23 protein-coding genes are annotated in these 22,698 nt (G+C 54.7%); 12 read left to right on the top strand and 11 right to left on the bottom strand.

Annotated features, from left to right (window positions below; translation table 11 throughout):
• Nucleotides 1-42: 42 nt before the first annotated feature.
• From NWV12_RS10235 to NWV12_RS10225, 3 genes are all read right to left on the bottom strand, one after another.
• Entirely contained in the window at nucleotides 43-1,062 is a 1,020-nt protein-coding gene (locus tag NWV12_RS10235; RefSeq protein ID WP_048980514.1) for a Zn-dependent oxidoreductase, read from the bottom strand.
• 14 nt (nucleotides 1,063-1,076) lie between these two features.
• A complete protein-coding gene (manD, locus tag NWV12_RS10230) occupies nucleotides 1,077-2,291 on the bottom strand; it encodes a D-mannonate dehydratase ManD (protein ID WP_032657497.1) in 1,215 nt (404 codons plus the stop codon).
• Nucleotides 2,292-2,401: 110 nt separating this feature from the next.
• Complete coding sequence (locus NWV12_RS10225; RefSeq protein WP_048980512.1) at nucleotides 2,402-2,728, bottom strand: YnfA family protein; 327 nt, start codon at nucleotides 2,726-2,728, stop codon at nucleotides 2,402-2,404.
• Nucleotides 2,729-2,880: 152 nt separating this feature from the next.
• Here NWV12_RS10225 and NWV12_RS10220 point away from each other — a divergent pair, with 152 nt between their 5' ends.
• Nucleotides 2,881-3,219, top strand: coding sequence for a DUF1283 family protein (locus NWV12_RS10220; protein ID WP_023311550.1), 339 nt, complete (start codon nucleotides 2,881-2,883; stop codon nucleotides 3,217-3,219).
• Nucleotides 3,219-3,779: a spermidine N1-acetyltransferase gene (speG, locus tag NWV12_RS10215; RefSeq protein ID WP_023311549.1), complete on the top strand. Its 561-nt coding sequence runs from the start codon at nucleotides 3,219-3,221 to the stop codon at nucleotides 3,777-3,779. Before NWV12_RS10220 ends, speG begins: the two co-directional genes overlap by 1 nt.
• Before the next feature lie 17 nt (nucleotides 3,780-3,796).
• On the opposite strand, the gene NWV12_RS10210 is transcribed toward speG, so the two are convergent.
• Nucleotides 3,797-4,507, bottom strand: coding sequence for a YnfC family lipoprotein (locus NWV12_RS10210; RefSeq protein WP_033145401.1), 711 nt, complete (start codon nucleotides 4,505-4,507; stop codon nucleotides 3,797-3,799).
• 104 nt (nucleotides 4,508-4,611) lie between these two features.
• Between NWV12_RS10210 and NWV12_RS10205 the strand changes: the two genes are divergently transcribed.
• The 3 genes from NWV12_RS10205 (at nucleotide 4,612) to dmsD (ending at nucleotide 8,156) form a co-directional block, all read left to right on the top strand.
• Complete coding sequence (locus NWV12_RS10205) at nucleotides 4,612-4,878, top strand: DUF1161 domain-containing protein (RefSeq protein ID WP_029739394.1); 267 nt, start codon at nucleotides 4,612-4,614, stop codon at nucleotides 4,876-4,878.
• Between the two features lie 131 nt (nucleotides 4,879-5,009).
• Nucleotides 5,010-7,448: a selenate/tellurate reductase subunit YnfE gene (gene ynfE, locus NWV12_RS10200; RefSeq protein WP_048980510.1), complete on the top strand. Its 2,439-nt coding sequence runs from the start codon at nucleotides 5,010-5,012 to the stop codon at nucleotides 7,446-7,448.
• A gap of 93 nt (nucleotides 7,449-7,541) precedes the next feature.
• Nucleotides 7,542-8,156 carry a Tat proofreading chaperone DmsD gene (gene dmsD / locus NWV12_RS10195; RefSeq protein ID WP_048980509.1) on the top strand — a complete coding sequence of 205 codons (615 nt, stop codon included), beginning with the start codon at nucleotides 7,542-7,544 and terminating at the stop codon, nucleotides 8,154-8,156.
• 39 nt (nucleotides 8,157-8,195) lie between these two features.
• Here dmsD and NWV12_RS10190 read toward each other — a convergent pair whose 3' ends face one another.
• Nucleotides 8,196-9,911, bottom strand: coding sequence for a SulP family inorganic anion transporter (locus NWV12_RS10190; protein WP_048980507.1), 1,716 nt, complete (start codon nucleotides 9,909-9,911; stop codon nucleotides 8,196-8,198).
• Between the two features lie 169 nt (nucleotides 9,912-10,080).
• Nucleotides 10,081-10,506, bottom strand: a complete 426-nt coding sequence (locus NWV12_RS10185; RefSeq protein ID WP_048980506.1) for a VOC family protein — start codon at nucleotides 10,504-10,506, stop codon at nucleotides 10,081-10,083.
• A 253-nt stretch (nucleotides 10,507-10,759) separates the two neighbouring features.
• Here NWV12_RS10185 and NWV12_RS10180 point away from each other — a divergent pair, with 253 nt between their 5' ends.
• Nucleotides 10,760-11,308: a hypothetical protein gene (locus tag NWV12_RS10180; RefSeq protein WP_232056992.1), complete on the top strand. Its 549-nt coding sequence runs from the start codon at nucleotides 10,760-10,762 to the stop codon at nucleotides 11,306-11,308.
• A gap of 122 nt (nucleotides 11,309-11,430) precedes the next feature.
• On the opposite strand, the gene NWV12_RS10175 is transcribed toward NWV12_RS10180, so the two are convergent.
• On the bottom strand, nucleotides 11,431-12,267 hold the full coding sequence (locus tag NWV12_RS10175) for a MipA/OmpV family protein (protein WP_048980504.1): 837 nt from the start codon (nucleotides 12,265-12,267) through the stop codon (nucleotides 11,431-11,433).
• 203 nt (nucleotides 12,268-12,470) lie between these two features.
• On the opposite strand from NWV12_RS10175, the gene NWV12_RS10170 reads away from it, so the two are divergent.
• The 3 genes from NWV12_RS10170 (at nucleotide 12,471) to NWV12_RS10160 (ending at nucleotide 15,153) form a co-directional block, all read left to right on the top strand.
• The gene (locus tag NWV12_RS10170) at nucleotides 12,471-13,148 is read left to right on the top strand and encodes a response regulator transcription factor (RefSeq protein WP_048980503.1); all 678 of its coding nucleotides are present in this window, start codon (nucleotides 12,471-12,473) and stop codon (nucleotides 13,146-13,148) included.
• On the top strand, nucleotides 13,148-14,536 hold the full coding sequence (locus tag NWV12_RS10165; RefSeq protein ID WP_048980501.1) for a HAMP domain-containing sensor histidine kinase: 1,389 nt from the start codon (nucleotides 13,148-13,150) through the stop codon (nucleotides 14,534-14,536). The genes NWV12_RS10170 and NWV12_RS10165 overlap by 1 nt, the downstream gene beginning before the upstream one ends.
• A gap of 137 nt (nucleotides 14,537-14,673) precedes the next feature.
• The gene (locus NWV12_RS10160) at nucleotides 14,674-15,153 is read left to right on the top strand and encodes an Rrf2 family transcriptional regulator (RefSeq protein ID WP_029739386.1); all 480 of its coding nucleotides are present in this window, start codon (nucleotides 14,674-14,676) and stop codon (nucleotides 15,151-15,153) included.
• 97 nt (nucleotides 15,154-15,250) lie between these two features.
• On the opposite strand, the gene oqxB is transcribed toward NWV12_RS10160, so the two are convergent.
• Both oqxB and NWV12_RS10150 read right to left on the bottom strand, forming a co-directional pair.
• Nucleotides 15,251-18,406 (bottom strand): multidrug efflux RND transporter permease subunit OqxB, encoded by a 3,156-nt coding sequence (gene oqxB, locus NWV12_RS10155; protein WP_048980498.1) that lies wholly within the window; start codon nucleotides 18,404-18,406, stop codon nucleotides 15,251-15,253.
• A 23-nt stretch (nucleotides 18,407-18,429) separates the two neighbouring features.
• Complete coding sequence (locus NWV12_RS10150; RefSeq protein WP_023335530.1) at nucleotides 18,430-19,605, bottom strand: efflux RND transporter periplasmic adaptor subunit; 1,176 nt, start codon at nucleotides 19,603-19,605, stop codon at nucleotides 18,430-18,432.
• A 336-nt stretch (nucleotides 19,606-19,941) separates the two neighbouring features.
• On the opposite strand from NWV12_RS10150, the gene NWV12_RS10145 reads away from it, so the two are divergent.
• The 3 genes from NWV12_RS10145 (at nucleotide 19,942) to NWV12_RS10135 (ending at nucleotide 21,038) form a co-directional block, all read left to right on the top strand.
• Complete coding sequence (locus NWV12_RS10145; RefSeq protein ID WP_033145391.1) at nucleotides 19,942-20,295, top strand: helix-turn-helix domain-containing protein; 354 nt, start codon at nucleotides 19,942-19,944, stop codon at nucleotides 20,293-20,295.
• Between the two features lie 70 nt (nucleotides 20,296-20,365).
• Nucleotides 20,366-20,683, top strand: a complete 318-nt coding sequence (locus tag NWV12_RS10140; protein ID WP_048980494.1) for a YebG family protein — start codon at nucleotides 20,366-20,368, stop codon at nucleotides 20,681-20,683.
• Between the two features lie 139 nt (nucleotides 20,684-20,822).
• Nucleotides 20,823-21,038 carry a DUF6500 family protein gene (locus NWV12_RS10135; protein ID WP_039262681.1) on the top strand — a complete coding sequence of 72 codons (216 nt, stop codon included), beginning with the start codon at nucleotides 20,823-20,825 and terminating at the stop codon, nucleotides 21,036-21,038.
• Nucleotides 21,039-21,358: 320 nt separating this feature from the next.
• Here the strand turns inward: NWV12_RS10135 and NWV12_RS10130 are convergent, their stop codons facing one another.
• Nucleotides 21,359-21,970 (bottom strand): LuxR C-terminal-related transcriptional regulator, encoded by a 612-nt coding sequence (locus NWV12_RS10130; protein ID WP_080934407.1) that lies wholly within the window; start codon nucleotides 21,968-21,970, stop codon nucleotides 21,359-21,361.
• Between the two features lie 14 nt (nucleotides 21,971-21,984).
• A complete protein-coding gene (locus NWV12_RS10125; protein WP_048980490.1) occupies nucleotides 21,985-22,614 on the bottom strand; it encodes a LuxR C-terminal-related transcriptional regulator in 630 nt (209 codons plus the stop codon).
• Nucleotides 22,615-22,698: the final 84 nt, after the last annotated feature.

Here is a 22,698-nt window from a genome sequence, read left to right as displayed (position 1 = left end):
CACATAGAGCCTGTCTGCGCAGGCTCTTAACCGCGTATAGGATTATTGCCCGAACGTGAGCAAGACTTTGCAGCACTGCCGCTGGTCTTTCTCAAACAGTTCAATGGCGTCTGTTACATGGTGATAGTCAAAGGCATGAGTGATCAGTTTTTCCGGGTCGATCAGCCCTTTTTTCAGCCAGTCGATGACGACCGGGAATTTGTTGGCATTGAGGCGCGAGGAGAAGATCGCCAGCTCTTTGCCGGTGATGCCCTGCTGGACAATCTGGCTCGGCTCGCTGGAGAACCCCATCAGCACGATACGCGCCGCCGGAGAGGCCAGGGTAATCGCCTCCTGCAATATCGACGGATGACAGGCGGCATCAATGATTAACGTTGGTTTGATGCCCCGTTCGTCCAGCGCGGCCTGCAGCGACTGCTCGCCGTTATTCAACACCCAGTCCGCGCCGCTGCGCTGGGCCATTTTCAGGCGTTCGTCTATGCGATCAACCACGATAACCTGCTTCACCTTATAGACGCCTTTCAGCGCCTGCACGGTGACCAGCCCCATCGGCCCAGCGCCGTAAATCAGTGCAACGTCCTGCTCGGTGGGGTTGGCCTGCCCCGTCACGTTGGCAGCGATGGTGAAAGGCTCCACCATGACGGCGTGTTTATCAGGAATGTCATCCGGAATAGGCCAGGCATTTTTAGCGGGTACCGCCGCGTATTCACTGAAGCCCCCGTCGCGGTGGACGCCCAGCACCACCAGAGAGGTGCAGACGTTCGGCTTTCCGACGGAACACGGGTAGCAGTGTCCGCAGCTGATCACCGGATCGACCGAGACTCGCTGGCCCAGACGGGCACTGTCGACACCCTCGCCTACGGCGTCAATCACGCCAAAGAACTCGTGGCCGATCGTGCGTGGATATTTCGCAAACGGGTTATGGCCGCGATAGATGTGGCTATCCGAACCGCAGATCCCCGCCAGCGTGATTTTGACGCGAACTTCACCTGCACCTGGCGCCGGAAGTGGCCGCTCTTCAATCACCAGTTCGTTCGGCTGTTGAATCACTACGCTTTTCATCGTTCGCTCCTCGTTTACCAGTTCCACAGCGTGCCGTCCTCAAGACGGGCCACCGGCAGATAGGCCGGATCGTAGGGGTATTTCGCCGCCAGCTTTTCATCAAACTCGATGCCCAGCCCCGGCCTGTCGCCCGGATGCATATAGCCGTTATCAAAGCGCCAGCTGTGCGGGAAGACTTCCAGCATCTGTTCGGAATAGCCCATATATTCCTGGACGCCAAAGTTCGGCACCCACAGGTCGAAATGCAGCGCGGCGGCGTGGCATACCGGCGAGAGATCCGACGGGCCGTGCGAGCCGGTGCGCACCTGGTAGAGCGAGGCGAAGTCCGCGATGCGACGCATCCCGGTGATCCCGCCCGCGTGGGTAATGGTGGTGCGGATATAGTCGATGAGCTGCTCTTCGATGAGCTGCTTGCAGTCCCAGATGCTGTTAAACACTTCCCCCACCGCAATTGGCGTGACGGTGTGCTGGCGGATCAGGCGGAAGCAGGCCTGGTTTTCCGCAGGCGTTGGATCTTCCATCCAGAACATGCGGAATTCCTCGATGCTCTTGCCGAATCGCGCCGCTTCGATTGGCGTCAGGCGGTGGTGCATGTCATGCAGAAGATGTTCATTGAAGCCGAATTTACTGCGCACCGCGTCGAACAGCTTCGGTGTGAAATCGAGGTATTTTTCGGTGGACCAGAGCTGCTCTTCCGGCCAGTCGCCTTTGGTCGCAGGCTCGTAGGCAAGCCCCTTCCCTTTGGCCATGCCGTAGGTGGTTTTCATACCCGGCACCCCGCACTGCACGCGGATCGCTTTAAAGCCCATCTCTTTATGGCGGGCGTAGTCTTCCAGCACGTCGTCAATCGTGTGGCCGGTCGTGTGGCAATACACCATCACCCCTTCGCGGGATGCGCCGCCCAGCAGCTGGTAGAGCGGCATGTTGGCCGCTTTGGCTTTGATGTCCCACAGCGCCATGTCCACGGCGGAGATAGCCGACATAGTGACCGGGCCGCGACGCCAGTAGGCGCCTTTATAGAAGAACTGCCAGATGTCTTCGATGCGGTGCGCATCGCGGCCAATCAGCTGGGGGCAGAGGTGGTCTTTCAGGTAGGAAGCCACGGAGAGTTCACGCCCGTTTAGCGTAGCGTCACCGAGGCCGACAATCCCCTCGTCGGTGGTGATTTTAAGGGTGACAAAGTTCCGCCCCGGGCAGGTAACAAACACGTCAGCCGCGACAATCTTCATAATTCCTTTCCTTACATCATTCGTTGTGATGCTGGAAACTTACCCACTAACCAGACTACCATACAAGTATAATGATCATAAAATCCGCTAACGATCACAAAACCGGGGGCTCAGGCCCGCCCCCATCCCGCCACAATAATCAGCATGCCGCACAGGGCAATCAGCGCGCCGGCCCAGTCGTACGCGCTGAGCCTGACGCCGTCCACCACGCGTAACCACATCAGCGCGGTACAGACATAGACACCACCGTAAGCGGCGTAGACGCGGCCGCTGGCGGCCGGATGCAGCGTTAACAGCCAGACAAACAGGGCCAGCGCGACGCTTGCCGGGATGAGAAGCAATACGGATCCCCCCTTCTTCAGCCAGAGCCAGGGCAGGAAGCAGCCGATGATTTCGCATAGCGCGGTGGCAAAAAAAAGCAGCGTCGTTTTGAGCATTTTTCACGTCAGGTGAGGATTTATTTAGACATCATACCTGATGATATCCTTTACTTTTCCATACTTGCACCGCGGGTATGACGTCTTTTCGCTTTGGTGTAGAATCTGTTCGGGGTAACTTGATTATCTGCACCCGTTTAAAAGGAAACGCTATGACCACATTAAGCAAACGCCTTTGTCTGACAGCCCTGCTGGCGCTGTCATCGTTCGCCTTTGCCGCCTCTGCGACAGCGGAAACCAGCAAGCTCATTATCGAGTCTGGTGACAGCGCGCAAAGCCGCCAGAACGCCGCCATGGACAAAGAACAATGGAATGACACCCGCAGCCTTCGCCACAAGGTCAACAAACGTGCTGAAAAAGAGTGGGATAAAGAAGATGTCGCTTTTGACGCGCGCGATAAGTGTCAGCAAAGTGCAAACGTCAACGCCTACTGGGAGCCAAACACCCTGCGCTGCCTGGATCGCCGCACTGGCCGCACGGTAGCCCCGTAATGTCGGCGCCCTGCGACGTTAAGCTTCGCCCGCTGGAGCGTGAAGACCTGCGCTTCGTCCACCAGCTCGACAATAACGCCAGCGTGATGCGCTACTGGTTCGAAGAGCCGTACGAGGCTTTTGTTGAGCTGTCCGATCTCTACGATAAGCACATTCACGATCAGAGTGAACGTCGTTTTGTGGTGGAGTGTGAAGGCGAAAAAGCCGGTCTTGTGGAGCTGGTTGAAATCAACCATGTTCACCGTCGGGCGGAGTTTCAGATCATTATTTCCCCTGAGCATCAGGGAAAAGGCCTTGCCTCACGGGCAGCGAAGCTGGCAATGGATTACGGATTCAACGTTCTGAATCTCTACAAGCTTTACCTGATTGTGGATAAAGAGAACGAGAAAGCGATCCATATCTACCGCAAGCTGGGCTTTATGGTGGAAGGCGAGCTGATTCACGAGTTCTTTATCAACGGCGAATACCGCAATACCATTCGCATGTGCATCTTCCAGCATCAGCATCTTGCCGGACACAAGCCGTCAGGCGCCAGCCTGCTGAAACCGACCGCGCAGTAACCTGCGCGGTTTTACTCTCAGTAGTATTCAATCGTGTTTTTGATGGTGTATTTGTGCTCAACGGCAGGTTTGACGCTATCGTCCGTGATCGTCAGGTCGCAGCTCACCGGATTGTTGTGTCGATCGTAGTCGCAGCTCTGCTTCACGTTGCCCAGCGGCTTATCATTCAACATGCTCACTGCCGAGTAATCCATTCTTTTGCGAACGTCTTTAGACGGCGTCGACTGCACGGACAGGTGCTGATCCCCCGAGACGGTGGTTTTGCCCAGCGGGTAGCCATCCGCATCGTAACGATACTTCACTTCCATCTCTTTGCCGTGCGCCGCCACCACAAAACCGTTGTCGTCGGTATCCCACGTTATCCCGGCTGACGGCAGTTCGGCCAGCTGGCATTTCCCCTGCAGCTTCACTTTTCGCTGCTGGGTTTCCGCATCAAGGTAGTAATTGGCATCCAGCACCAGCGCCACGCCGGTATTGGCCTCCAGGTCGTGCAGTTCCAGGGTATCGAAACACCCTTCCGCCGACACGGTGCCGGTCACCCGTTTGGACACTTCGCCCTTCTCGTTGAGCAGCGTCTGGGTGAAGTCTTTCACCGGGCCGCGCAGCGGATCAAAATCAAATTCGTTCGAGAAACTCGCCATCTCGGGCGTAAACGACAGCGGCGCGGAGCTGTTATCGCACCCCACCAGTGTTGCTGCCAGTAGCGTTATCGCTGCGTATTTCTTCACATTTATTACCGTACAGGGAGATTATTCCCAATCATATTAGCAAATACAGTTGTTTACACGAAGCCTGCTAAAATTAATCTCTACACAGAGAAAAGGAGCTAGAGATGAAACGGTTACCCTGGATTACCGCCCTGCTGTTAATGAGTGCCTCAACGGCCGCGCTGGCGGCACCGGATTCCTGCGAGCGCGTGAAAAGCGACATTCAGCAGAAAATTATCAACAACGGCGTGCCTGAATCAGGTTTTACGCTGAGCATTGTGCCGAACGATCAGGCTGACCAGGCGGGCACTCAGGTGGTAGGCCACTGCGCCAACGACACCTTTAAAATTTTGTATACCCGCACAGGCAACGGGGCTGCTGAAGCGCAGTAATTTACCCTCAATCCCCTTTGATTTGATGAGGATTAAGATTTAATACCCCCAAATCAGTAACACTCACCCCATCATTAGCCCGGTTATCATTTCGGGAAAAATAATACGTAATTATAATGATGGGGTGAGCCATGTCCGATACTGAACATCACGGCGGAATTAGCCGTCGAACTCTCGTGAAATCCACGGCAATAGGTTCTCTGGCGCTGGCCGCCGGCGGGATCTCGCTTCCTTTCGGCTTAAAAAGCGCCGCCGCGGCGGTGAAGAACGCCGTCCAGCCTGCTGAAGATAAAGTGGTGTGGGGCGCCTGCTCGGTCAACTGCGGCAGCCGCTGCGCGCTGCGTCTGCACGTCCGTGACAACGAAGTGTATTGGGTCGAAACGGATAACACCGGCGAGGATATTTACGGTAACCATCAGGTGCGCGCCTGCCTGCGCGGACGTTCTATTCGCCGTCGGATCAATCATCCTGACCGTCTCAACTACCCGATGAAACGCGTGGGCAAACGCGGTGAAGGCAAGTTCGAGCGCATCACATGGGATGAAGCGCTGGACGCCATCACCGCCAGCCTTAAAAACGTGGTCAGCAAATACGGCAACGAAGCAGTTTACATCAACTACTCTTCCGGCATCGTCGGCGGCAATATCACCCGCTCCTCCCCTTACGCTTCGCTGGTGGCGCGCCTGATGAACTGCTACGGCGGTTTCCTGAGCCACTACGGCACCTACAGCACGGCGCAAATCGCCTGCGCGATGCCCTACACCTACGGCAGCAACGATGGCAACAGCACCTCGGATATTGAAAACAGCAAACTGGTGGTGATGTTCGGCAATAACCCGGCGGAAACCCGCATGAGCGGCGGAGGGATTACCTATTATCTGGAGCAGGCCCGCGAGCGGTCCAACGCGCGAATGATCGTTATCGACCCGCGCTATACCGATACGGCAGCCGGACGCGAAGATGAATGGATCCCGATCCGTCCGGGTACCGATGCCGCGCTGGTGGCGGGAATCGCGTGGGTATTGATCGACGAAAACCTGGTCGACCAGCCGTTTCTGGATAAATACTGCGTGGGCTATGACGAAAAAACGCTGCCGGAAGGCGCGCCCGCTAACGGCCACTACAAAGCATACATTCTCGGCCAGGGCGATGACAACACGGCGAAAACGCCGGAGTGGGCCTCACGCATCACCGGCATTCCCGCGGATCGCATCATCAAACTTGCTCGTGAAATCGGCTCCGCGAAACCGGCCTATATCTGCCAGGGCTGGGGACCACAGCGCCAGGCGAACGGCGAGCTGACGTCTCGCGCCATCGCCATGCTGCCAATCCTCACCGGAAACGTCGGCATCAACGGCGGTAACAGCGGCGCGCGCGAGTCGACCTACACCATTACCATCGAGCGTATGCCGATACCGGATAACCCGGTCAAAACGCAAATCTCCTGCTTCAGCTGGACGGACGCCATCGCCCGCGGACCGGAGATGACCGCCCTGCGCGACGGCGTGCGCGGGAAAGATAAGCTGGACGTGCCGATTAAGTTCATCTGGAACTACGCGGGCAATACCATCATCAACCAGCACTCCGATATCAATAAAACCCACGAGATCCTGCAGGACGAAAGTAAATGCGAAATGATTGTCGTCATCGACAACTTCATGACCTCGTCAGCGAAGTACGCCGATATCGTGTTGCCGGACCTGATGACCGTCGAGCAGGAAGATATCATTCCTAACGATTACGCCGGTAATATGGGCTACCTGATTTTCCTCCAGCCCGTGACCGCGCCGAAGTTCGAGCGTAAGCCGATCTACTGGATCATGAGCGAAGTGGCGAAACGCCTCGGGCCGGATATCCATCAGAAATTCACCGAAGGACGCACGCAGGAACAGTGGTTGCAGTTCCTGTATGCCAAAATGCTCGAGAAAGACCCTAAGCTTCCGTCCTATGACGAGCTGAAAAAAATGGGCATTTATAAGCGTAAAGATCCGAACGGACACTTTGTGGCCTATAAAAATTTCCGCGAGAACCCGGAAGCCCATCCGCTGAAAACGCCATCGGGCAAGATTGAGATTTACTCCAGCAAGCTGGCGGAGATTGCGGCTACCTGGGAGCTGGAAAAAGATGAGACCATCAGCCCTCTGCCCGTCTACGCGTCGACCTTTGACGGCTGGGATGCGCCCGAGCGCGCGCAGTTCCCGCTGCAGCTGTTCGGCTTCCACTTCAAGGCCCGTACCCACTCGAGCTACGGTAACGTCGACGTGCTGAAAGCGGCCTGTCGCCAGGAGGTGTGGCTTAATCCTGTCGATGCAGCAAAACGCGGCATCAAGAACGGCGATACGGTGCGCGTATTTAACGATCGCGGCGAGGTGCGAATTGAAGCGAAGGTCACGCCACGGATCATGCCCGGCGTGAGCGCCATGGGCCAGGGAGCGTGGCATGATGCCAATATGAATGGCGATCGTATCGATCACGGCTCATGCATCAACACGCTGACGACCCATCGACCTTCTCCGCTGGCAAAAGGCAACCCGCAGCACACCAATCTGGTGCAGATTGAGAAGGTGTAGAGGGTGAAACGCGAGACCCTGGTTTATTCTGTGGTCAGTATTATCGGTTAACACAGTCGCGCGGGCGTCATCCGCGCGAGCAAGGAAAGTTTAATGAAAGACGTCTCACATCGTGAATCGTTCGCGTTCAGCGCCCGGGTGCTGGGCGCGCTGTTTTATTTCGCTCCCGACAGCGAGCAGGCCGCGCCGCTGGTGAAAGCGCTCACCGCTGGCGAATGGGTTCAGGACTGGCCCCTGCCTTCGGAAACGCTGCAGCCCGTTGCCGATACGTTTGCCTCATCTTCCGATGAACCGCTGGCGGACGCCTGGCAACGGCTGTTTATTGGTCCGTATGCCCTGCCCGCTCCGCCGTGGGGTTCCGTCTGGCTGGACCGTGAATCCGTATTGTTTGGCGACTCGACCCTCGCGCTGCGCCAGTGGATGCGGGAGAACAATATCGCGTTTGAGATGCAGCAGAATGAGCCGGAAGATCATTTCGGTACGTTGCTGCTGCTGGCGGCGTGGCTGGCCGAGAATGACCGCGAGCCGGAGTGCAATCAGCTTCTGGCGTGGCACCTGCTGCCGTGGAGCACCCGCTTCCTGTCGGTGTTTGTCGACAACGCCGGGCATCCGTTTTATGCCGCGCTGGGCAGGCTTGCGCAGCTGACGCTCGCGGACTGGCGATCCGGGCTGCTTATTCCGGTTGCGGAAAAAACGCTGTATCGCTAAGGGTGTGGCTTGCTCGCGGTTGGCGGGCAAGCCTTTAGCTTATACCTCGCCACCTGATTCACTCGCACTCTCTTTGCTTTGAATGAACCGAAGTGCCAGATAGAGGTCTGGCGCCAGAATCATGTCATCATCATTCATCGTTGGCCGGCTATCTTTAAACCAGCGCGTTAATTCCGTTTTTCTGCCCGCAAGGATTAACGTAATCTCTCGACCTTTCAGATCGCGCTTTAACTCATTTATGGTTGCCAGAACGCTGATATCTGAATAGGTGAAGCATGCAACGGCATCAATGACCACCCATTTAGGCTGTACTGCTGCACCATCAACCAGGTTCAATACACGACGTTTAAAATAAGCCACGTTAAAATAGGTCAACGGTGAGTTAAATCGATACATCAGCACGCCCGGGACCATTTTAATATCGGTTGTATTCCCTAACGAGTGAATCATTCCATCTTCGTCGGTTCCCAGTAAGTGCTCGGAGGGACGAAACACCGTACGCAGGAACTGTAACAGGCCAAGCAACACCGCAAGGCCGATCCCCTGGATGACGCCGATAATTAACACACAGCCAAACGTGAAGAAGGCCAGGCGAAATGCCTGTTTATTTCTTCGCCTCAGATTCCATAACCCGCGCAGATCAATTAATGACCAGGATGCGTACATCAAAACAATACCTAATGCAGATACCGGAATAAATTGTAATGGCTGAGTGAAAAACACCACCACGATACCGATGAGTAAGGCTGCGACGATGGAAACAAGCTGGCTTTTCCCACCCACTGAATCATTAACCGCTGTCCGGGAATCGGCTCCACTGATAGCAAACCCCTGACATAACCCAGACATAATGTTCGCAATACCCAGCGCTCTGAACTCTGCATCAGCATTAATTTCATAGCCATTTTTCGCGGCGAAACTGCGGGCGGTCAGCATCAGGCTGACAAAACTGACCAACGCCAGGTTCAGTGCCGGGATCACTAAATCACGCATCGGACCGGGCTGGAACGCGCCCCAGTCAACGACGGGTAAACCAGGCTGGAAGCCTTCACCCCCAATAGTGGCAATACCGTACTGTTGCGCAGATGTCGCCCATACCAGTAGCGTTGTCATCACAATGGCAATCAACGGTGCTGGCCAGTGGCTGCGATACGTTTTGATCGCCATTAAAATAATTAACGTTAAAAGCGATATGCCAACGGTTAATAAATGGCTTTCTGAAAGACGGCCTGGCAAGGCCATTATTTTCTCAATAACCTGCGCTTCGTCGAGTTTTATCCCCAACACCTTGCCTAATTGCCCGACAATAATCGTTACGGCAACGCCATTAAGCAAACCCGTAAGGATGGGATGAGAAAGTAAATCGGCAAGTGCGCCCAGACGAAATTTACTGGCAAGCAGGCACCACCCGCCCATCATCAACGTCATGATAATGGTCAGCTGCCAGTGCAGTTCGGAATTACCTGCAGAAAGCGGAAACACGACGGCCGCAATCACCGCGCAGGTCGTGGCATCAGGGCCCACAATAAGCTGACGTGAAGAACCAAAGAGTGCATACGCTATCATCGGTAAAACGCAGGAATAGAGCCCCACTATTGCCCCAACACCCGCCAATTCAGCATAAGCAATAGCCACGGGTAGTGCGACAGCCGCAACGGATAACCCGGCTTTAATATCATGTTTTAGCCAGCTTTTATCGTAGGCTAACAAAGTTTGTAAACCTGGCATGAAGTTTAGCAATTGTTTTCCGAACACATTGTTCTCCGGATAGGGATATTAGCCACGTCATACTGGCACACTTCTCAGTGAGGTTCTGGCTTTCAAATGCTCCGGATTAAGGCGCCACTGTTCAGAATCTAATAACAGTTCAACTATTTATTATTCTGACTGGTGTTAAACATAGTTCAAAAACGACCGCTTGTGACTATTCTTCGTCTGGGAACGTATCTGCTTCAGGAGAATAATGCTGACAAACGCATGCCAGCTTATGCCCGTCAGGATCGCGCAGATAGGCAACATAAAAATCAGGGCCGTACGCGGTTCGTGTCCCTGGCATGCCTTCACTCTTCCCTCCCGCAAGAAGGCCTGCTGCATGGAAACGTCTGACAAGCTCCGCGTTAGCTGCACGGAATGCGAACATTGTCCCGTTTCCCGCCGTTGCGGGTTGCCGGTCAAACGGAGGACAAATGCAGAAGCTAAACCCTTCATCTGGATTATTTTCATCTCCCCACATTGCCCAGTCCTCGGTCCAGGCAGGCAAACGTGAATAGCCAAGCACGTTAAAAATCGCGTCATAAAACGTCGCGGCGCGCTGAAGATCCTTTGTACCTATAGTGATATAAGTCAGCATCTTGTCATATCCTCTTTGCCGTTTTCTGAATAGCGATTATACCTCTGAGGTTATGATTTTAGCGGCGGTAAAAGGCTGATTTTCACTCCTGTAAGCGCGTGGGGTAAGGGTTCGCAGAACATGTCCTATCGTAATTTCAGCCCCCAATCCGTGACGTGAATATCTCGAGTTTTGGTATGTATGCTAAAATTTATCCAGCTGAAGACCGAAAACAGTCCTTATAATTTCAGTACGTTAGCCAAAGTGAGCGAATATGGATAATATTCCACATAAGCAGACAGATCGGAAAAGATGCCCCACATGGCTGTCGTGCGGAAGTTTTTATCTTTTCACGTTGCATTGCTCTGCAGATGAAATAAATCTGTATTCAATAAACACCGGCTCATACGTTTATCATCTGACGCATAATCGAGGACAATACACGGAGAACTTTGAAAATAAGTTCATATCCGTGGAGAGGAAATTCTCGGATACGTCGAAATACAGTCTTGTGCTAGGGACAATGAAAAACAGCTTTAATGACAGATGCCTCGCTGCCGGCGTAAGAAGAGACTGGGCTGGATGGGATAACGGTTGGGTTTTTAAAGGAATCTATGGATATGTAGGTGAATTTTTCTTTGATACTTTCGATGATTGTGGTGACCATGGTTCATACCATGATTTTAAAAAAGCAACAGGGATAGGATTTTCGCCCTATATATATCATGGGCTCCAGTATAATTTTACGTCTTATTTTGGAATGGATGTGGGCATTATCATACCTTCCGTGTTTGTCATTACGGCACAATGGAGCTTTAGATAAATCCGTCAACCTCGTGTGCAGTGCTGTAATTGTCTGCAAAGGGAACCGCCCCGCCATCTCAACCGGAGCGGCTTTAATTACCGCAAGTGCCTACTCAAAACGTTAAGCCACCGCAGCCAACATCAAAAACTGTACGTCACCTTCAAACTCCCCGTGGGCGATGTTTTGCGTTGCACAATGGGGCTATCACCCGCATCCCCCGTCAGCTGCGTAACGCCCGCTGAGGCAAGGACGCTCCAGCGCGAGGTGAGCCTGTGGGTCCAGTCAAGATTCATCGTCCAGGCATAAATACCGGCCCCGGCGTCATGTCGGGCAAAGCCCGATGCGCTCGACTGAGCGGCGCTGACCCCGTAGTAGGTCTGCATGTACTTGTCGGATCCCCAGCTGCCGATCAGCGCCAGCGTCACCTCATTTTTGGGTGAGGTATAGAACGGGCTGGAAATGCCGAAATGAACCGCTTCACCGTTGTCCCTCTCAGAAACCGGAACCTCTGCCTGCAGCTGCAGGTGAAGCCAGTCGGTCACCCTGTACTCAAGCCCTGGCACAACGATTGCCGAGCCTTTTATCTCGCCCATTCCTCGCAGCTCGTCGCTGCCGGAGCTGATCGAATCGCTGCTCACGTCTTTATCTTTACGCCCAACTCGATAGCTCAGCGCGGCGCTGTAATCCAGGTTGCCAACGTTGTTGCCGTAACCGATCCCTCTCGTGGTGCCGATAAAAAAGCCGTTTGCCATGGCGTACTCCACCACCTGAGCCGCACTGACGCGGGTTTTATCAGAACCCGAGTAGCGCGACGCGACGTCCACGCCGCCCCCCAGGGTTAAGACGTTACCCTGGCTCTGTTCTGCCGCCAGTACGGGCGTAGCCAGTAACGCCAGAACGACGCCCGGCACGATGTTTTTCAGGCTGCGGCCCGGAAGTAAATGGGGGAACGTATGACGCAGTTCGATGTTTCTCATTAAAGAAGCCCTTCTGGATTCAAATGATGACGATGCATGCGGTTAACCGCCAGAACGCCCATTTTGAATACCGACCCTAAGGTTCTTATGAGCCGAACATGAAGAAACACTGAAGCGCGAGCAGACGCTGTAAACCGGGCAGGTTTCCTGATACCGTTTTTTTCTTAAGAAGTTCTTCATTCACGGTTGATACAGTTACCAGTGTGAAAATTCTACTAATCGAAGACGACCTGGATCTCGGCAACGGCGTACGTATCGCCCTCTCCGATCAAGGGTTTGACGTCATATGGGTTCGCCGCAAAGAGGATGCGCTGCATCAGCTGGACGTCTGCGTGCCGGAACTTATTTTGCTCGACCTGGGGCTGCCCGACGGCGACGGCATGAGCCTGATGGCGCGTTTGCGTCAGCAGCTCAAGGGGATCCCGGTCATCATTCTGACGGCGCGAGGTACGCTGCAGGACCGGCTGTGCGGGCTGGATGCCGGTGCGGACGACTATCTCGTCAAGCCATTTATTCTCGCCGAGCTGCTGGCGCGGGTGAGAGCCCTGGCGCGGCGCAGCTACGGTTTCGAGAATGAGGCGATAGAAATTCGAGGCCTATCGCTTCATGTTCCGACGCGCCGCGTGACGGTGAGCGCGCGCCACGTAGACCTGACGGCGAGTGAATATGCGCTGCTGGAAACGCTGATGCTGCGCGCTGACCGCGTGATTACGCGACGGTTTCTGGAAGAACGGATATTCGGCAACAAAGAGAACCTCAGCAATGCGCTCGACGTGCATATGGGAAATTTGCGGCGAAAAATCGGCGATGGCTATGTGCGAACGGTGCGGGGCGTCGGGTATGTCATTGATACCGTTTCAGTCCAGAAGGTGACAGGGTAATGCAAAACGTCTGGTACCACCTGAGACGCCCAACGCTGGTACGGCGAATTATTATCGCCCAGTTGCTGCTGCTTACCCTGCTGTGGTGTCTATTTTTAACCTTTATTCTGTGGGAGGACCTGCGCAGCCCTCCCATCCTTACGGGCAGTCATACCTACGACACCCTTTTTACCCTGGTCGAGCGGATGGACGAACACCCGCAGGATCGCACCGCGGTGCTGGAAGCCTTTAGCAAGGCGCTCCGTGAGGGCTATGGCGGCGGCGAAGATCCCGCGCTGTCAATCAACTTCATCGTGCGCAAAAATAACGCGATTATTTTTTCATCGCCTGATGCGCCAACGGGGGTAACCAACACCCGGTTTGGGGAAATGCAGCGTGTTCAGAGCGATGGTCGTACCTGGACCAGCCGAACCCTTAAATCCGCTCATTCCGACGTGGAGGTTACCCTTTTCACCCCGGCCGGCGGCTGGAACTTCTTTATCTACCTGAACTCGCGCGGCTACTACATCATGCCGCTGCTGGTCTGCTTCCCTTTTCTTCTGTTTCCCGCGTGGCTGTCAATCCGCATTGCGATGCGCCCCTGGAACAAGGTGGTCAATGAAATTACGTTACGCACGCCTGACGATCTCTCCCCTTTAAAAGCCGTTCCCGGACACAGGGAGCTGCGCCAGATGGTGGATGCGATCAATGACTTCCTTGCCAGGGTGCGTGAAAGCGCGGAAAGGGAACGGGTTTTCATTGCGGATGCCGCGCACGAGCTGCGTACGCCCCTCGCGGCGATGCGCATCAACGTGGAAGCGCTGCAGTCCTGGGTCATCAGTGAGAGTCAGCAGGAGCTGCTTGCGGGGGTGATTCGCAGCAACAGCCGGGCAGCGCGTCTCGTCAACCAGCTGCTGCTGATGATGCACAGCGAAGCACGCATTGATACGGAAATGGAGACCGTGCCGCTGACGACGCTCATCCAGGAGCGAATGGCCGAACTGGAACCGCTGGCGTCTGCGCGCAGGATTGAGCTGGAGTTCTTCGCCGAGGATGACATCTGGATCCCCGGCGTCAGGGAACGCCTGGTGTCGCTTATTGATAACCTCATTGAGAACGCTGTGAAGTACAGTCCCGAGCGCGGGCGGATTCAGGTCGATGTCTGCATAGCAGATGGCTTCGCGCGGCTTCGCGTTTCAGATGCAGGGCCCGGTATTCCGGTTGAACTGCGCGAGCGCGTGTTCGACCGGTTTTTCCGTGACCCCAATCAGGTGCAAAGCGGGAGCGGGCTGGGGCTTGCCATCGTCAAAGCGGTGGCGCAGCAACATAACAGCAGCGTAAACCTGAGTACTTCCGCTGAAGGTGGCCTGATGGTGACGGTTGACTTCCCGAACCGCACGTTTTGCTAAATCAGAACAGGGAGTTCGATCGCAAATGCCGCAGATTGCTTCAAAATAATTACCGTATTTGTTATATTGTTGTTTATTGCTTATTCACCTCTGCGGTGCCAAAAAGAACAAGATTCACCGCAACCCAGGACAGAAAAATGTTAGATTACCGCTTCCCGACAGCTTTGCAGATGGTTCTCAGCGTAGCGATGGCGGAGCAATTGGGTGAACGTTCCACGAGTGCGATTCTGGCCTACGGCCTGGAAGCGAACCCGAGCTTCATCCGCAAATTGATGGTTCCGCTGACGCGTGACGGCATTATCGTCTCAACGCTTGGCCGTAACGGCTCAATTCATCTTGGTCGCCCGCCGGAAGAGATCACCCTGCGCGACATTTACCTTTCGGTCATCGAAGATAAAAAGCTGTGGGCCTCGCGCCCTGACGTGCCGGCCCGCTGCGTGGTCAGCGCTAACGCCTGCTGGTACTTCAAATCGATATCCGAAGAAGCCGAGGAGGCTTCGTTAGCGGTACTGGCCCGCCATACCGTGGCCAGCGCCCTGGAAGCGGTTAAAAATGCCGATAGCAGCGGATGGGATCCGCTCCCGGACCTTATTGCCCAGTATCAAAAAACGTCTTAGCGAACTTGCCGGGTGGCGCTGCGCTAACCCGGCCTACATTCAGATGTAAAAAAACCGCCTTCACAATGAAGGCGGTTTTTTATTATCTGCAACGTCCCTATGCGGGCAGAACGTCCCTTTCCTCTTTTTTCCCGCGCGTCACGAACTTACGCAGCGTCACGTAAAACACCGGCGTCAGGAATAGACCAAACAGCGTCACGCCCAGCATCCCGGAGAAGACCGTGATCCCGGTGACGCCGCGCACTTCTGCGCCCGCGCCGTGGCCGAGGATCAGCGGAATAGTCCCGGCAATAAAGGCGATGGAGGTCATCACAATCGGACGTAAACGCAGGCGGCACGCCTCCAGCGCGGCTTCCATAATGCCTTTGCCCTGAATTTCCAGCTCGCGGGCAAACTCCACGATAAGAATCGCGTTTTTACACGCCAGCCCCATCAACACCACCAGCCCCACCTGCACGAAGACGTTGTTATCGCCACCGGTCAGCCAGACGCCAAACAGCGCGGAGAGCATGGTCATCGGCACGATGAGGATCACCGCCAGCGGCAGCGTCCAGCTTTCATACAGCGCCGCCAGGACCAGGAAGGCCAGCAGCACCGCGACCGGGAAGACGATCAGCGCCGTGTTGCCCTGCGTCGCCTGCTGGAAGCTCAGGTCCGTCCATTCAATGTTCATCCCGTTTGGCAGGATCTGCTTAGACATGGCGTCCAGCTGCGTCATCGCCTGCGAGGACGAGAGCACGCGCGGGTCGGCATCGCCAATCAGATCCGCCGCCGGGTAGCCATTGTAGCGGATCACCGGATCCGGCCCGTAGGTGGTCTTGATTTTCACCATACTGCCAATCGGCACCATTTCGCCCTGACTATTACGGGTGCGCAGATTCGCAATATCTTCAACGCTGTCGCGGAACTGCCCGTCGGCCTGAGCCATCACGCGCCAGGTACGGCCGAACTGGTTGAAGTCATTCACGTACGACGAGCCCAGATAGGTTTGCAGCGTACCGAAAAGATCGGTCAGCGACACGCCCTGCGCTTTCGCCTTGTCACGGTCGACCTGCACGTCCAGCTGCGGAACGTTAGCCTGGTAGGTTGAGATCGGGAAGTGCATTCCCGGGGTCTGCATAATCGCGCCGGACATAGTGTTCACCGCGTTTTGCAGTGCGCCATACCCCAGACCGCCTCGGTCCTGAATGTACAGAGAATAGCCCGACCCCTGACCCAGCCCTAAAATCGGCGGAGGCAGGATGGAGAAGCCAAAGCCTTCCTGAATTTGCGCGATTTTCGCGTTAATCTCCGCGTTTATTTCCGCCGCAGTATGTTTGCGCTGGTCGAACGGCTTCAGGCCAAAGAAGACCGTCCCGGTATTCGGCGTATTGGTGAACTGCAGCGCGTTCAGCCCCGGGAACGCGACCGCGTAGTCCACGCCTTCGGTATTCATCCCGATTTCGCTCATTTTGCGGATCACCGCGTCGGTGCGCGCCAGCGAAGAACCTTCCGGCATTTTCACGCCGCCAATCAGGTACAGCTTATCCTGCGTCGGAATAAACCCGCCGGGCACCGCTTTAAACATCACGCCAGCGGCACAGAGCAGCAGCAGATACACCACAAATACCGAGCCGCGCCGTCCCAGCGTTTTGCCCACCAGCCCCTGATAGCCGTTCGAGCTGCGGTGGAAAAAGCGGTTAAACGGACGGAAAATCCAGCCGAACAGACGATCGATAAGCCGGGTCGGGAAATCTTTCGGCGCGCCGTGCGGTTTTAACAGCAGTGCCGCCAGCGCCGGAGAGAGCGTCAGCGAGTTAATGGCGGAGATGACCGTGGAAATCGCGATCGTCACCGCAAACTGCTTGTAGAACTGCCCGGTAACGCCCGAGAGAAACGCCATCGGCACAAACACCGCGCACAGCACCAGCGCAATCGCGATGATCGGCCCCGAGACTTCGCGCATCGCCTGATGCGCCGCCGCAAGCGGAGCAAGCCCCTCTTCAATATTTCGCTCGACGTTTTCCACCACCACGATGGCGTCGTCCACCACGATGCCGATGGCCAGCACCAGCCCGAACAAACTCAGGGTGTTCAGCGAGAAGCCGAGCAGGTAGAGAATGCTGAAGGTACCCACCACCGAAACCGGCACCGCGATCAGCGGAATGATCGACGCGCGCCAGGTTTGCAGGAACAGGATCACCACCAGCACCACCAGCACCACCGCTTCCAGCAGCGTTTGCACCACCGCACGGATCGAATCGCGCACGAAAACGGTCGGATCGTAAGGTGCCGCCCACTTCATGTCAGCCGGGAAGCGCGTGGACAGTTCGTCCATTTTCGCGCGCACCGCGTTAGACAAATCAATGGCGTTCGCCCCCGGCGACTGGAAGATACCAATCCCGACCGCGTCTTTATTGTTCAGCTGGGAACGCAGCGCATAGCTGCCGGACCCCATTTCGATACGCGCCACGTCGCGCAGGCGGACCACCGTACCGTCCTGCGTCGTTTTCAGGACAATATTGCCGAACTCTTCTTCGGTATGCAGACGGCCCTGGGCGTTAATGGAGATCAGGAAATCGCTCTCTTTCGGCAGCGGCTCGGCGCCAAGCTGCCCGGCGGACACCTGTACGTTCTGCTCCTGCATCGCCGTGACCACGTCCGACGCGGTCAGCCCGCGGGCCGCCACCTTGTTAGGATCCAGCCAGACGCGCATCGCGTATTCACCCGAGCCGAAAATCTGGATCTGGCCGACGCCGGGCAGGCGCGCCAGCTCGTCCTTCACCTTCAGCGTGGCGTAGTTACGCATATACAGGGAGTCGTACTTGCCGTTGGGCGAAAACAGATGCACCACCAGCGTCAGCGTCGGGGACTGTTTCTGGGTGGTAATGCCCAGGCGCCGGACGTCTTCCGGCAGACGCGCTTCGGCCTGCGCGACGCGGTTTTGCACCTGCACCTGCGCCTGATCCGGGTCGGTTCCCGGCCGGAAGGTGACGGTGGTGACCAGCACGCCGTCGGAGCCCGCAACGGACTTCATGTACATCATGTTCTCAACGCCGTTGATCGCCTCTTCCAGCGGCGTCGCCACCGTCTCGGCAATCACTTTAGGGTTGGCGCCCGGGTACTCCGCGCGCACCTGCACGCTTGGCGGCACGACGTCAGGATATTCGCTCACCGGCAGCAGCGGGATGGCGATTAACCCTGTGATAAAAATCAGAATCGACAGTACCGCGGCAAAGATCGGCCTGTCGATGAAAAAGCGGGAAAAGTCCATGGATGGATTCTCAGGTCAAGGGATCAGTTGAGGGCGCTGGTGGCGGTCATGGCAACGGTTTTCGCGTTAACCGGCATCCCCGGCATAAACACTTTCTGTAAACCCTCGACGATGACTTTATCGCCAGGATTCAGCCCCTGCCGCACGATGCGTAAACCGTCTGCCAGACGGCCCGGCGTAATGTCACGGCGCTGCGCTTTCCCCTCTTTATCGACGATATAAACGTACTTACGATCCTGATCGGTCAGCACCGCTTTGTCGTCGATAAGCGTGGCTTTGAACTCCGCGCTGCCCGGCAGGCGGACGCGGGCAAATAGTCCCGGCGTGAACTGACGCTGGGCGTTATCCAGCAGCGCGCGCATGCGGATGGTGCCGGTACTCGGCGTCAGCTGATTATCAAGGAAGTCCACTTTGCCCTGGTGGGGATAGCCCTCCTCGCCCGTCAGGCCAATCTCAACCGGAAGCGCCGTGTGATTGCTGGACGCCCCCTGCCCGCTGCGGGCCAGATTCTGGTAGTGAAGGTAGGTCGACTCGTCCACGTCAAAGTAGACGTAAACCGTCTTCTGCGAGACCAGCGTGGTAAGAACGCTGGCGGTGTCGCCCGCAGTCACCAGGTTGCCGCTGGTGATCAGCGCCCGGCTGGCGCGACCGTCGATAGGCGCGGTGACTTTGGTGAAGTCCAGGTTGAGCTGCGCGGCGTCAACTGCCGCCTGCGCGGCGCGAATATCGGCCTGCGCCTGAGTGGCGGCCGAACGACGCTGCTCCCACTCTTCACGGGAGACAACGTTGGTATTGACCAGCTTATCGGTACGGTTAGCCTCACTTTGCGCCAGGCTGGCCTGCGTTTTAGCTCTCGCCAGGTTCGCCTGCGCCTGTTCCAGCGCCGCGCGATAGGTTCGGTCATCAATCGTGAACAGCACCTCGCCCTTCTTCACTTCCTGGCCGTCGGTGTAATTCACTTTATCAATGTAGCCGGAAACGCGCGGACGGAGCTGAACGCTCTCCACCGCTTCAATCCGGCCATTAAAGCTATCCCACTGGCTAATGGATTTCACCACCACGTCAGCAGCGCTGACGGCGGGCGCAGGCGGCGCGGCGTTTTGCGCGACGCTGTTGTCGCATCCGACGAGCAGCACGGAGAGCAACATGACCCCCAGCGCGTTCAGATGAAAGTTACCCCAGGTTTTTTGCAGGCTCATTATTTTTATTCCGGTAATTGTCGCCGCCGGGCAAGACGCAGCAGGAGGCACTGCGCCACTTCCTTTGTCCGGTGGCTGTCTTAAGGCCATTTGTGTCGTTCATCGCCACAAAACTGTAACAGTTGCGAATACACTATCGCGGCGATTGTAGGAAGGCGCTTAACTAAGTGCAAGAATAATTGTTGCACTTTATGTGCTATTTGAGCGGATGTGAAAAGACCCGTTACGGTCAGGGATTTAAATGCAACAATAAAACTTGCAATTAATACAAAAACGCGCCACCTTTTAATGCAACAGACAAAGATACTTTTTAACAGGCAGCGTGGGAGTAACCCGATGAACACTGGCGCATTTATGCATGATTTACTCGACTGGATCGACAACAACCTGGATAGCCGTCTGGACATTGAGTCCGTTGCCAGGCGATCCGGCTACTCAAAATGGCACCTCCAGCGCCTGTTCAAAGAGCATACGGGCTATCCCCTCGCCGGGTATATTCGCGCGCAAAAGCTGCAAAAATCGGTTGAGCGCCTAACCCGCAGCGATGAACCGATTCTGAACGTGGCTATCGCGCTGGGCTTCGACTCCCAGCAGTCCTTCAACCGCAGCTTTAAGCGTCAGTATGGTCAGGCACCCGGGGCGTGGCGGCGGAGTGTGGGTGGCCCGGAATCGCAGCAGCTTTGCCAGTAATGCATATTTTGCTGCAACTTCTATCGGGAGCCGCTATACTGTATATAAATACAGTATAACGAGGTGCACGATGGCTGTTGAAACAAAATTTGTTGTCGTTAGAAAAGGTGAAGAGAAAATGACATTTGCCAGTAAGAAAGAGGCTGACGCTCACGACAAGCTGCTCGATATGGCAGACGCGTTCACCGACTGGCTGTTGCAAAGCGGAATGCAAATGGATGAAACGCAGGCTGAAAATCTTGGCCTGTATCTCGCCGAGCAGAAAGAGACCGTACAGCATATTCTGCGTACCAGCAAGATTCCCGATCTCAATGCTCAAGCAGCAACGGATAAAACAGAATCCGATGCGGCTGACACGAAAAAAATCAGGGCCGTGAAAGCGGCCTAATTGCCAGAAAAATCATTACAGATCCCGGCGCCGTAAGCAGATAACTGCTTACGGCTTTTTTGCTGTCTGTTGGGATCCACTGCCGGTTGATGGTAACGATGTCGTTGTTTCAGATTCAGAATATAAATAAGGAGATGACGTGCGCCAGGAAATGAAGGCGAAAATCATCAGGATCTGTGATTCAAAAATTGCCTCTAAGGGAAGCCACGTTGGGCTCTCGTTTTATGCTTTTTTTGCTAATAAAAATGACGATCCAGAACTGCTTATGGAAGTTGCGCACTGGTGGATTATGGAAATGAAACTCGATCATTTTGAAAAGGCAGAAAAGATCAGAAACCTCGTCTCAGCCCTGTAACACGCTAAAGCGGGATGGCGGGTGAGGACAAAACCGGAAGATGAATCCCCACCCGCTCGGTCAGGGCGGGAATACTCCTGCCACAGGCCATGACGACGCGCTCTGCATCCCGTTTCTCCCGAAAGGACAGGACGCCAGCTTACACGCCAACTTCTCGTTCAAAGCTGATTTTTTTCTGCTGATGTGCGCTTTGCACTGTGTGTTGAATAGCTTAATGAGATCGTCCGGCGTTTAGCACGTTCGGTGTCAAATCAGCTTTATCGCACCTTTCCGTGTTAATACTAAGTCCTGTAATGCGCTCCGTAATAATAGATGCCGCATTACTGCGGCGGCTGGAGCTTCTGTATCACTTTGCGCAGTTCCAGATCATTCTTGACCCCCAGCTTAAACATAATCTTTCGCTTATGGGTACTGATCGTTTTCTGACTTCGAAACATTTCGCGTGATAATTCAATCCCGGTTTTACCGCTTTTCAGGCCAATAAGTACTTTTTTTTCTGCATCGGTAAAAATCATTCCGTCGGTTATATTATTCTCCTGCTCCTGCAGTCGCAGGAAGTGAGCACTGATATAACGTTGTTTTTTCATACTGTGTTTTATTAGCTCACGCAGTTCAAGCAGACGTTCATCCACACAAAGCAGTGAACAACGGTATGACCTCATGAGCTGATGCGCCAGCTTCTCCTGACATGCAGAGAGCATAACCAGAGCAGTTCCTTCACCTGGCCGGCAGAGACTTTCGTACTCCGCGGCGGAGATATCAGTAAGCGTGTCATATGCAGAGAAATCAAGCAAAGTCAGATGTGCATTGTCATGCCGTATAACTTCATAATTCCATTCGGGATTTTGTTCGCAAAAAGCCTTCAGGCTGGATAGAAACCCATTCAGTAAAGTCGGATGAACCACACGGGAAAAAACAGTAAAAGTAAACATAGTTCTCCAGATGTTCAGACTGAATAGATCTGATCCAAACGATTAAGCAGATCCAGCCAACTGGCTGACTTTTGCAGCCCCAGACGCAACCGGATGTTATGTTTATGGGTGAAGACCGTTTTATATCCCATATGGCGCAGACTGGCGATTTCATAGGCACTCAGACCTCGGGCGAAGTCGATAAGAATATTAAGCTCAGAGGGTGAGAGCCTATTTTTTTTATTCATATTATTTATTAGCATGGGGCGTGAAGGCAAATATCCTGATCTGAAATTTTTGGATAACATGCGCTGAGAGAGTTCTTCTTCCAAATAATTCTCACAGAGTAGCGTCTGTACACCAAGCTCGTACATCAGTCTAATAAGAAGGACATCTCGTTTTGCAAGCCATACGATAATTTCTTTTCCCTGCATTATCAGATGATGAATTATCCGTAATAGAGAATATATTTCTTCACCGGCACCACTAACGCCTGCAGCGAATAAAGACGTTTGATCAGTAAAGAGGGTTACCTCCTCTATCAGCTCGTCTGGTTCAATCACCAGCAGGGAGCTATTGGCGACCTGGATGCTGTTTTTAGCCGCATTGCGAAACAGTGGCCGGGGTTCATAAAGTATAATTTCTGTTATTTTTGGCTGTAACATCGTATCATTTATAAATATAAGTCAATACTAATAATATTAGAGAAACATGTTGAAATATTGGAGTGGTTTTGTGTCCAATAAAGG

Source organism: Enterobacter sp. Crenshaw, assembly GCF_024734705.1.
Classification (GTDB): Bacteria; Pseudomonadota; Gammaproteobacteria; order Enterobacterales; family Enterobacteriaceae; genus Enterobacter; species Enterobacter asburiae_B.
This window is presented reverse-complemented; position numbering and strand designations above follow the sequence as displayed.

Coding starts and splice junctions, on each gene's coding strand:
- NWV12_RS10175 (WP_048980504.1), bottom strand. CDS start 12,267: ATGAGAAACATCGAACTGCGTCATACGTTCCCCCATTTACTTCCGGGC.
- oqxB (WP_048980498.1), bottom strand. CDS start 18,406: ATGGACTTTTCCCGCTTTTTCATCGACAGGCCGATCTTTGCCGCGGTA.
- NWV12_RS10130 (WP_080934407.1), bottom strand. CDS start 21,970: ATGTTTACTTTTACTGTTTTTTCCCGTGTGGTTCATCCGACTTTACTG.
- NWV12_RS10125 (WP_048980490.1), bottom strand. CDS start 22,614: ATGTTACAGCCAAAAATAACAGAAATTATACTTTATGAACCCCGGCCA.
- speG (WP_023311549.1), top strand. CDS start 3,219: ATGTCGGCGCCCTGCGACGTTAAGCTTCGCCCGCTGGAGCGTGAAGAC.
- NWV12_RS10150 (WP_023335530.1), bottom strand. CDS start 19,605: ATGAGCCTGCAAAAAACCTGGGGTAACTTTCATCTGAACGCGCTGGGG.
- NWV12_RS10205 (WP_029739394.1), top strand. CDS start 4,612: ATGAAACGGTTACCCTGGATTACCGCCCTGCTGTTAATGAGTGCCTCA.
- NWV12_RS10235 (WP_048980514.1), bottom strand. CDS start 1,062: ATGAAAAGCGTAGTGATTCAACAGCCGAACGAACTGGTGATTGAAGAG.
- NWV12_RS10160 (WP_029739386.1), top strand. CDS start 14,674: ATGTTAGATTACCGCTTCCCGACAGCTTTGCAGATGGTTCTCAGCGTA.
- manD (WP_032657497.1), bottom strand. CDS start 2,291: ATGAAGATTGTCGCGGCTGACGTGTTTGTTACCTGCCCGGGGCGGAAC.
- NWV12_RS10225 (WP_048980512.1), bottom strand. CDS start 2,728: ATGCTCAAAACGACGCTGCTTTTTTTTGCCACCGCGCTATGCGAAATC.
- dmsD (WP_048980509.1), top strand. CDS start 7,542: ATGAAAGACGTCTCACATCGTGAATCGTTCGCGTTCAGCGCCCGGGTG.
- NWV12_RS10185 (WP_048980506.1), bottom strand. CDS start 10,506: ATGCTGACTTATATCACTATAGGTACAAAGGATCTTCAGCGCGCCGCG.
- NWV12_RS10180 (WP_232056992.1), top strand. CDS start 10,760: ATGGATAATATTCCACATAAGCAGACAGATCGGAAAAGATGCCCCACA.
- ynfE (WP_048980510.1), top strand. CDS start 5,010: ATGTCCGATACTGAACATCACGGCGGAATTAGCCGTCGAACTCTCGTG.
- NWV12_RS10145 (WP_033145391.1), top strand. CDS start 19,942: ATGAACACTGGCGCATTTATGCATGATTTACTCGACTGGATCGACAAC.
- NWV12_RS10165 (WP_048980501.1), top strand. CDS start 13,148: ATGCAAAACGTCTGGTACCACCTGAGACGCCCAACGCTGGTACGGCGA.
- NWV12_RS10140 (WP_048980494.1), top strand. CDS start 20,366: ATGGCTGTTGAAACAAAATTTGTTGTCGTTAGAAAAGGTGAAGAGAAA.
- NWV12_RS10220 (WP_023311550.1), top strand. CDS start 2,881: ATGACCACATTAAGCAAACGCCTTTGTCTGACAGCCCTGCTGGCGCTG.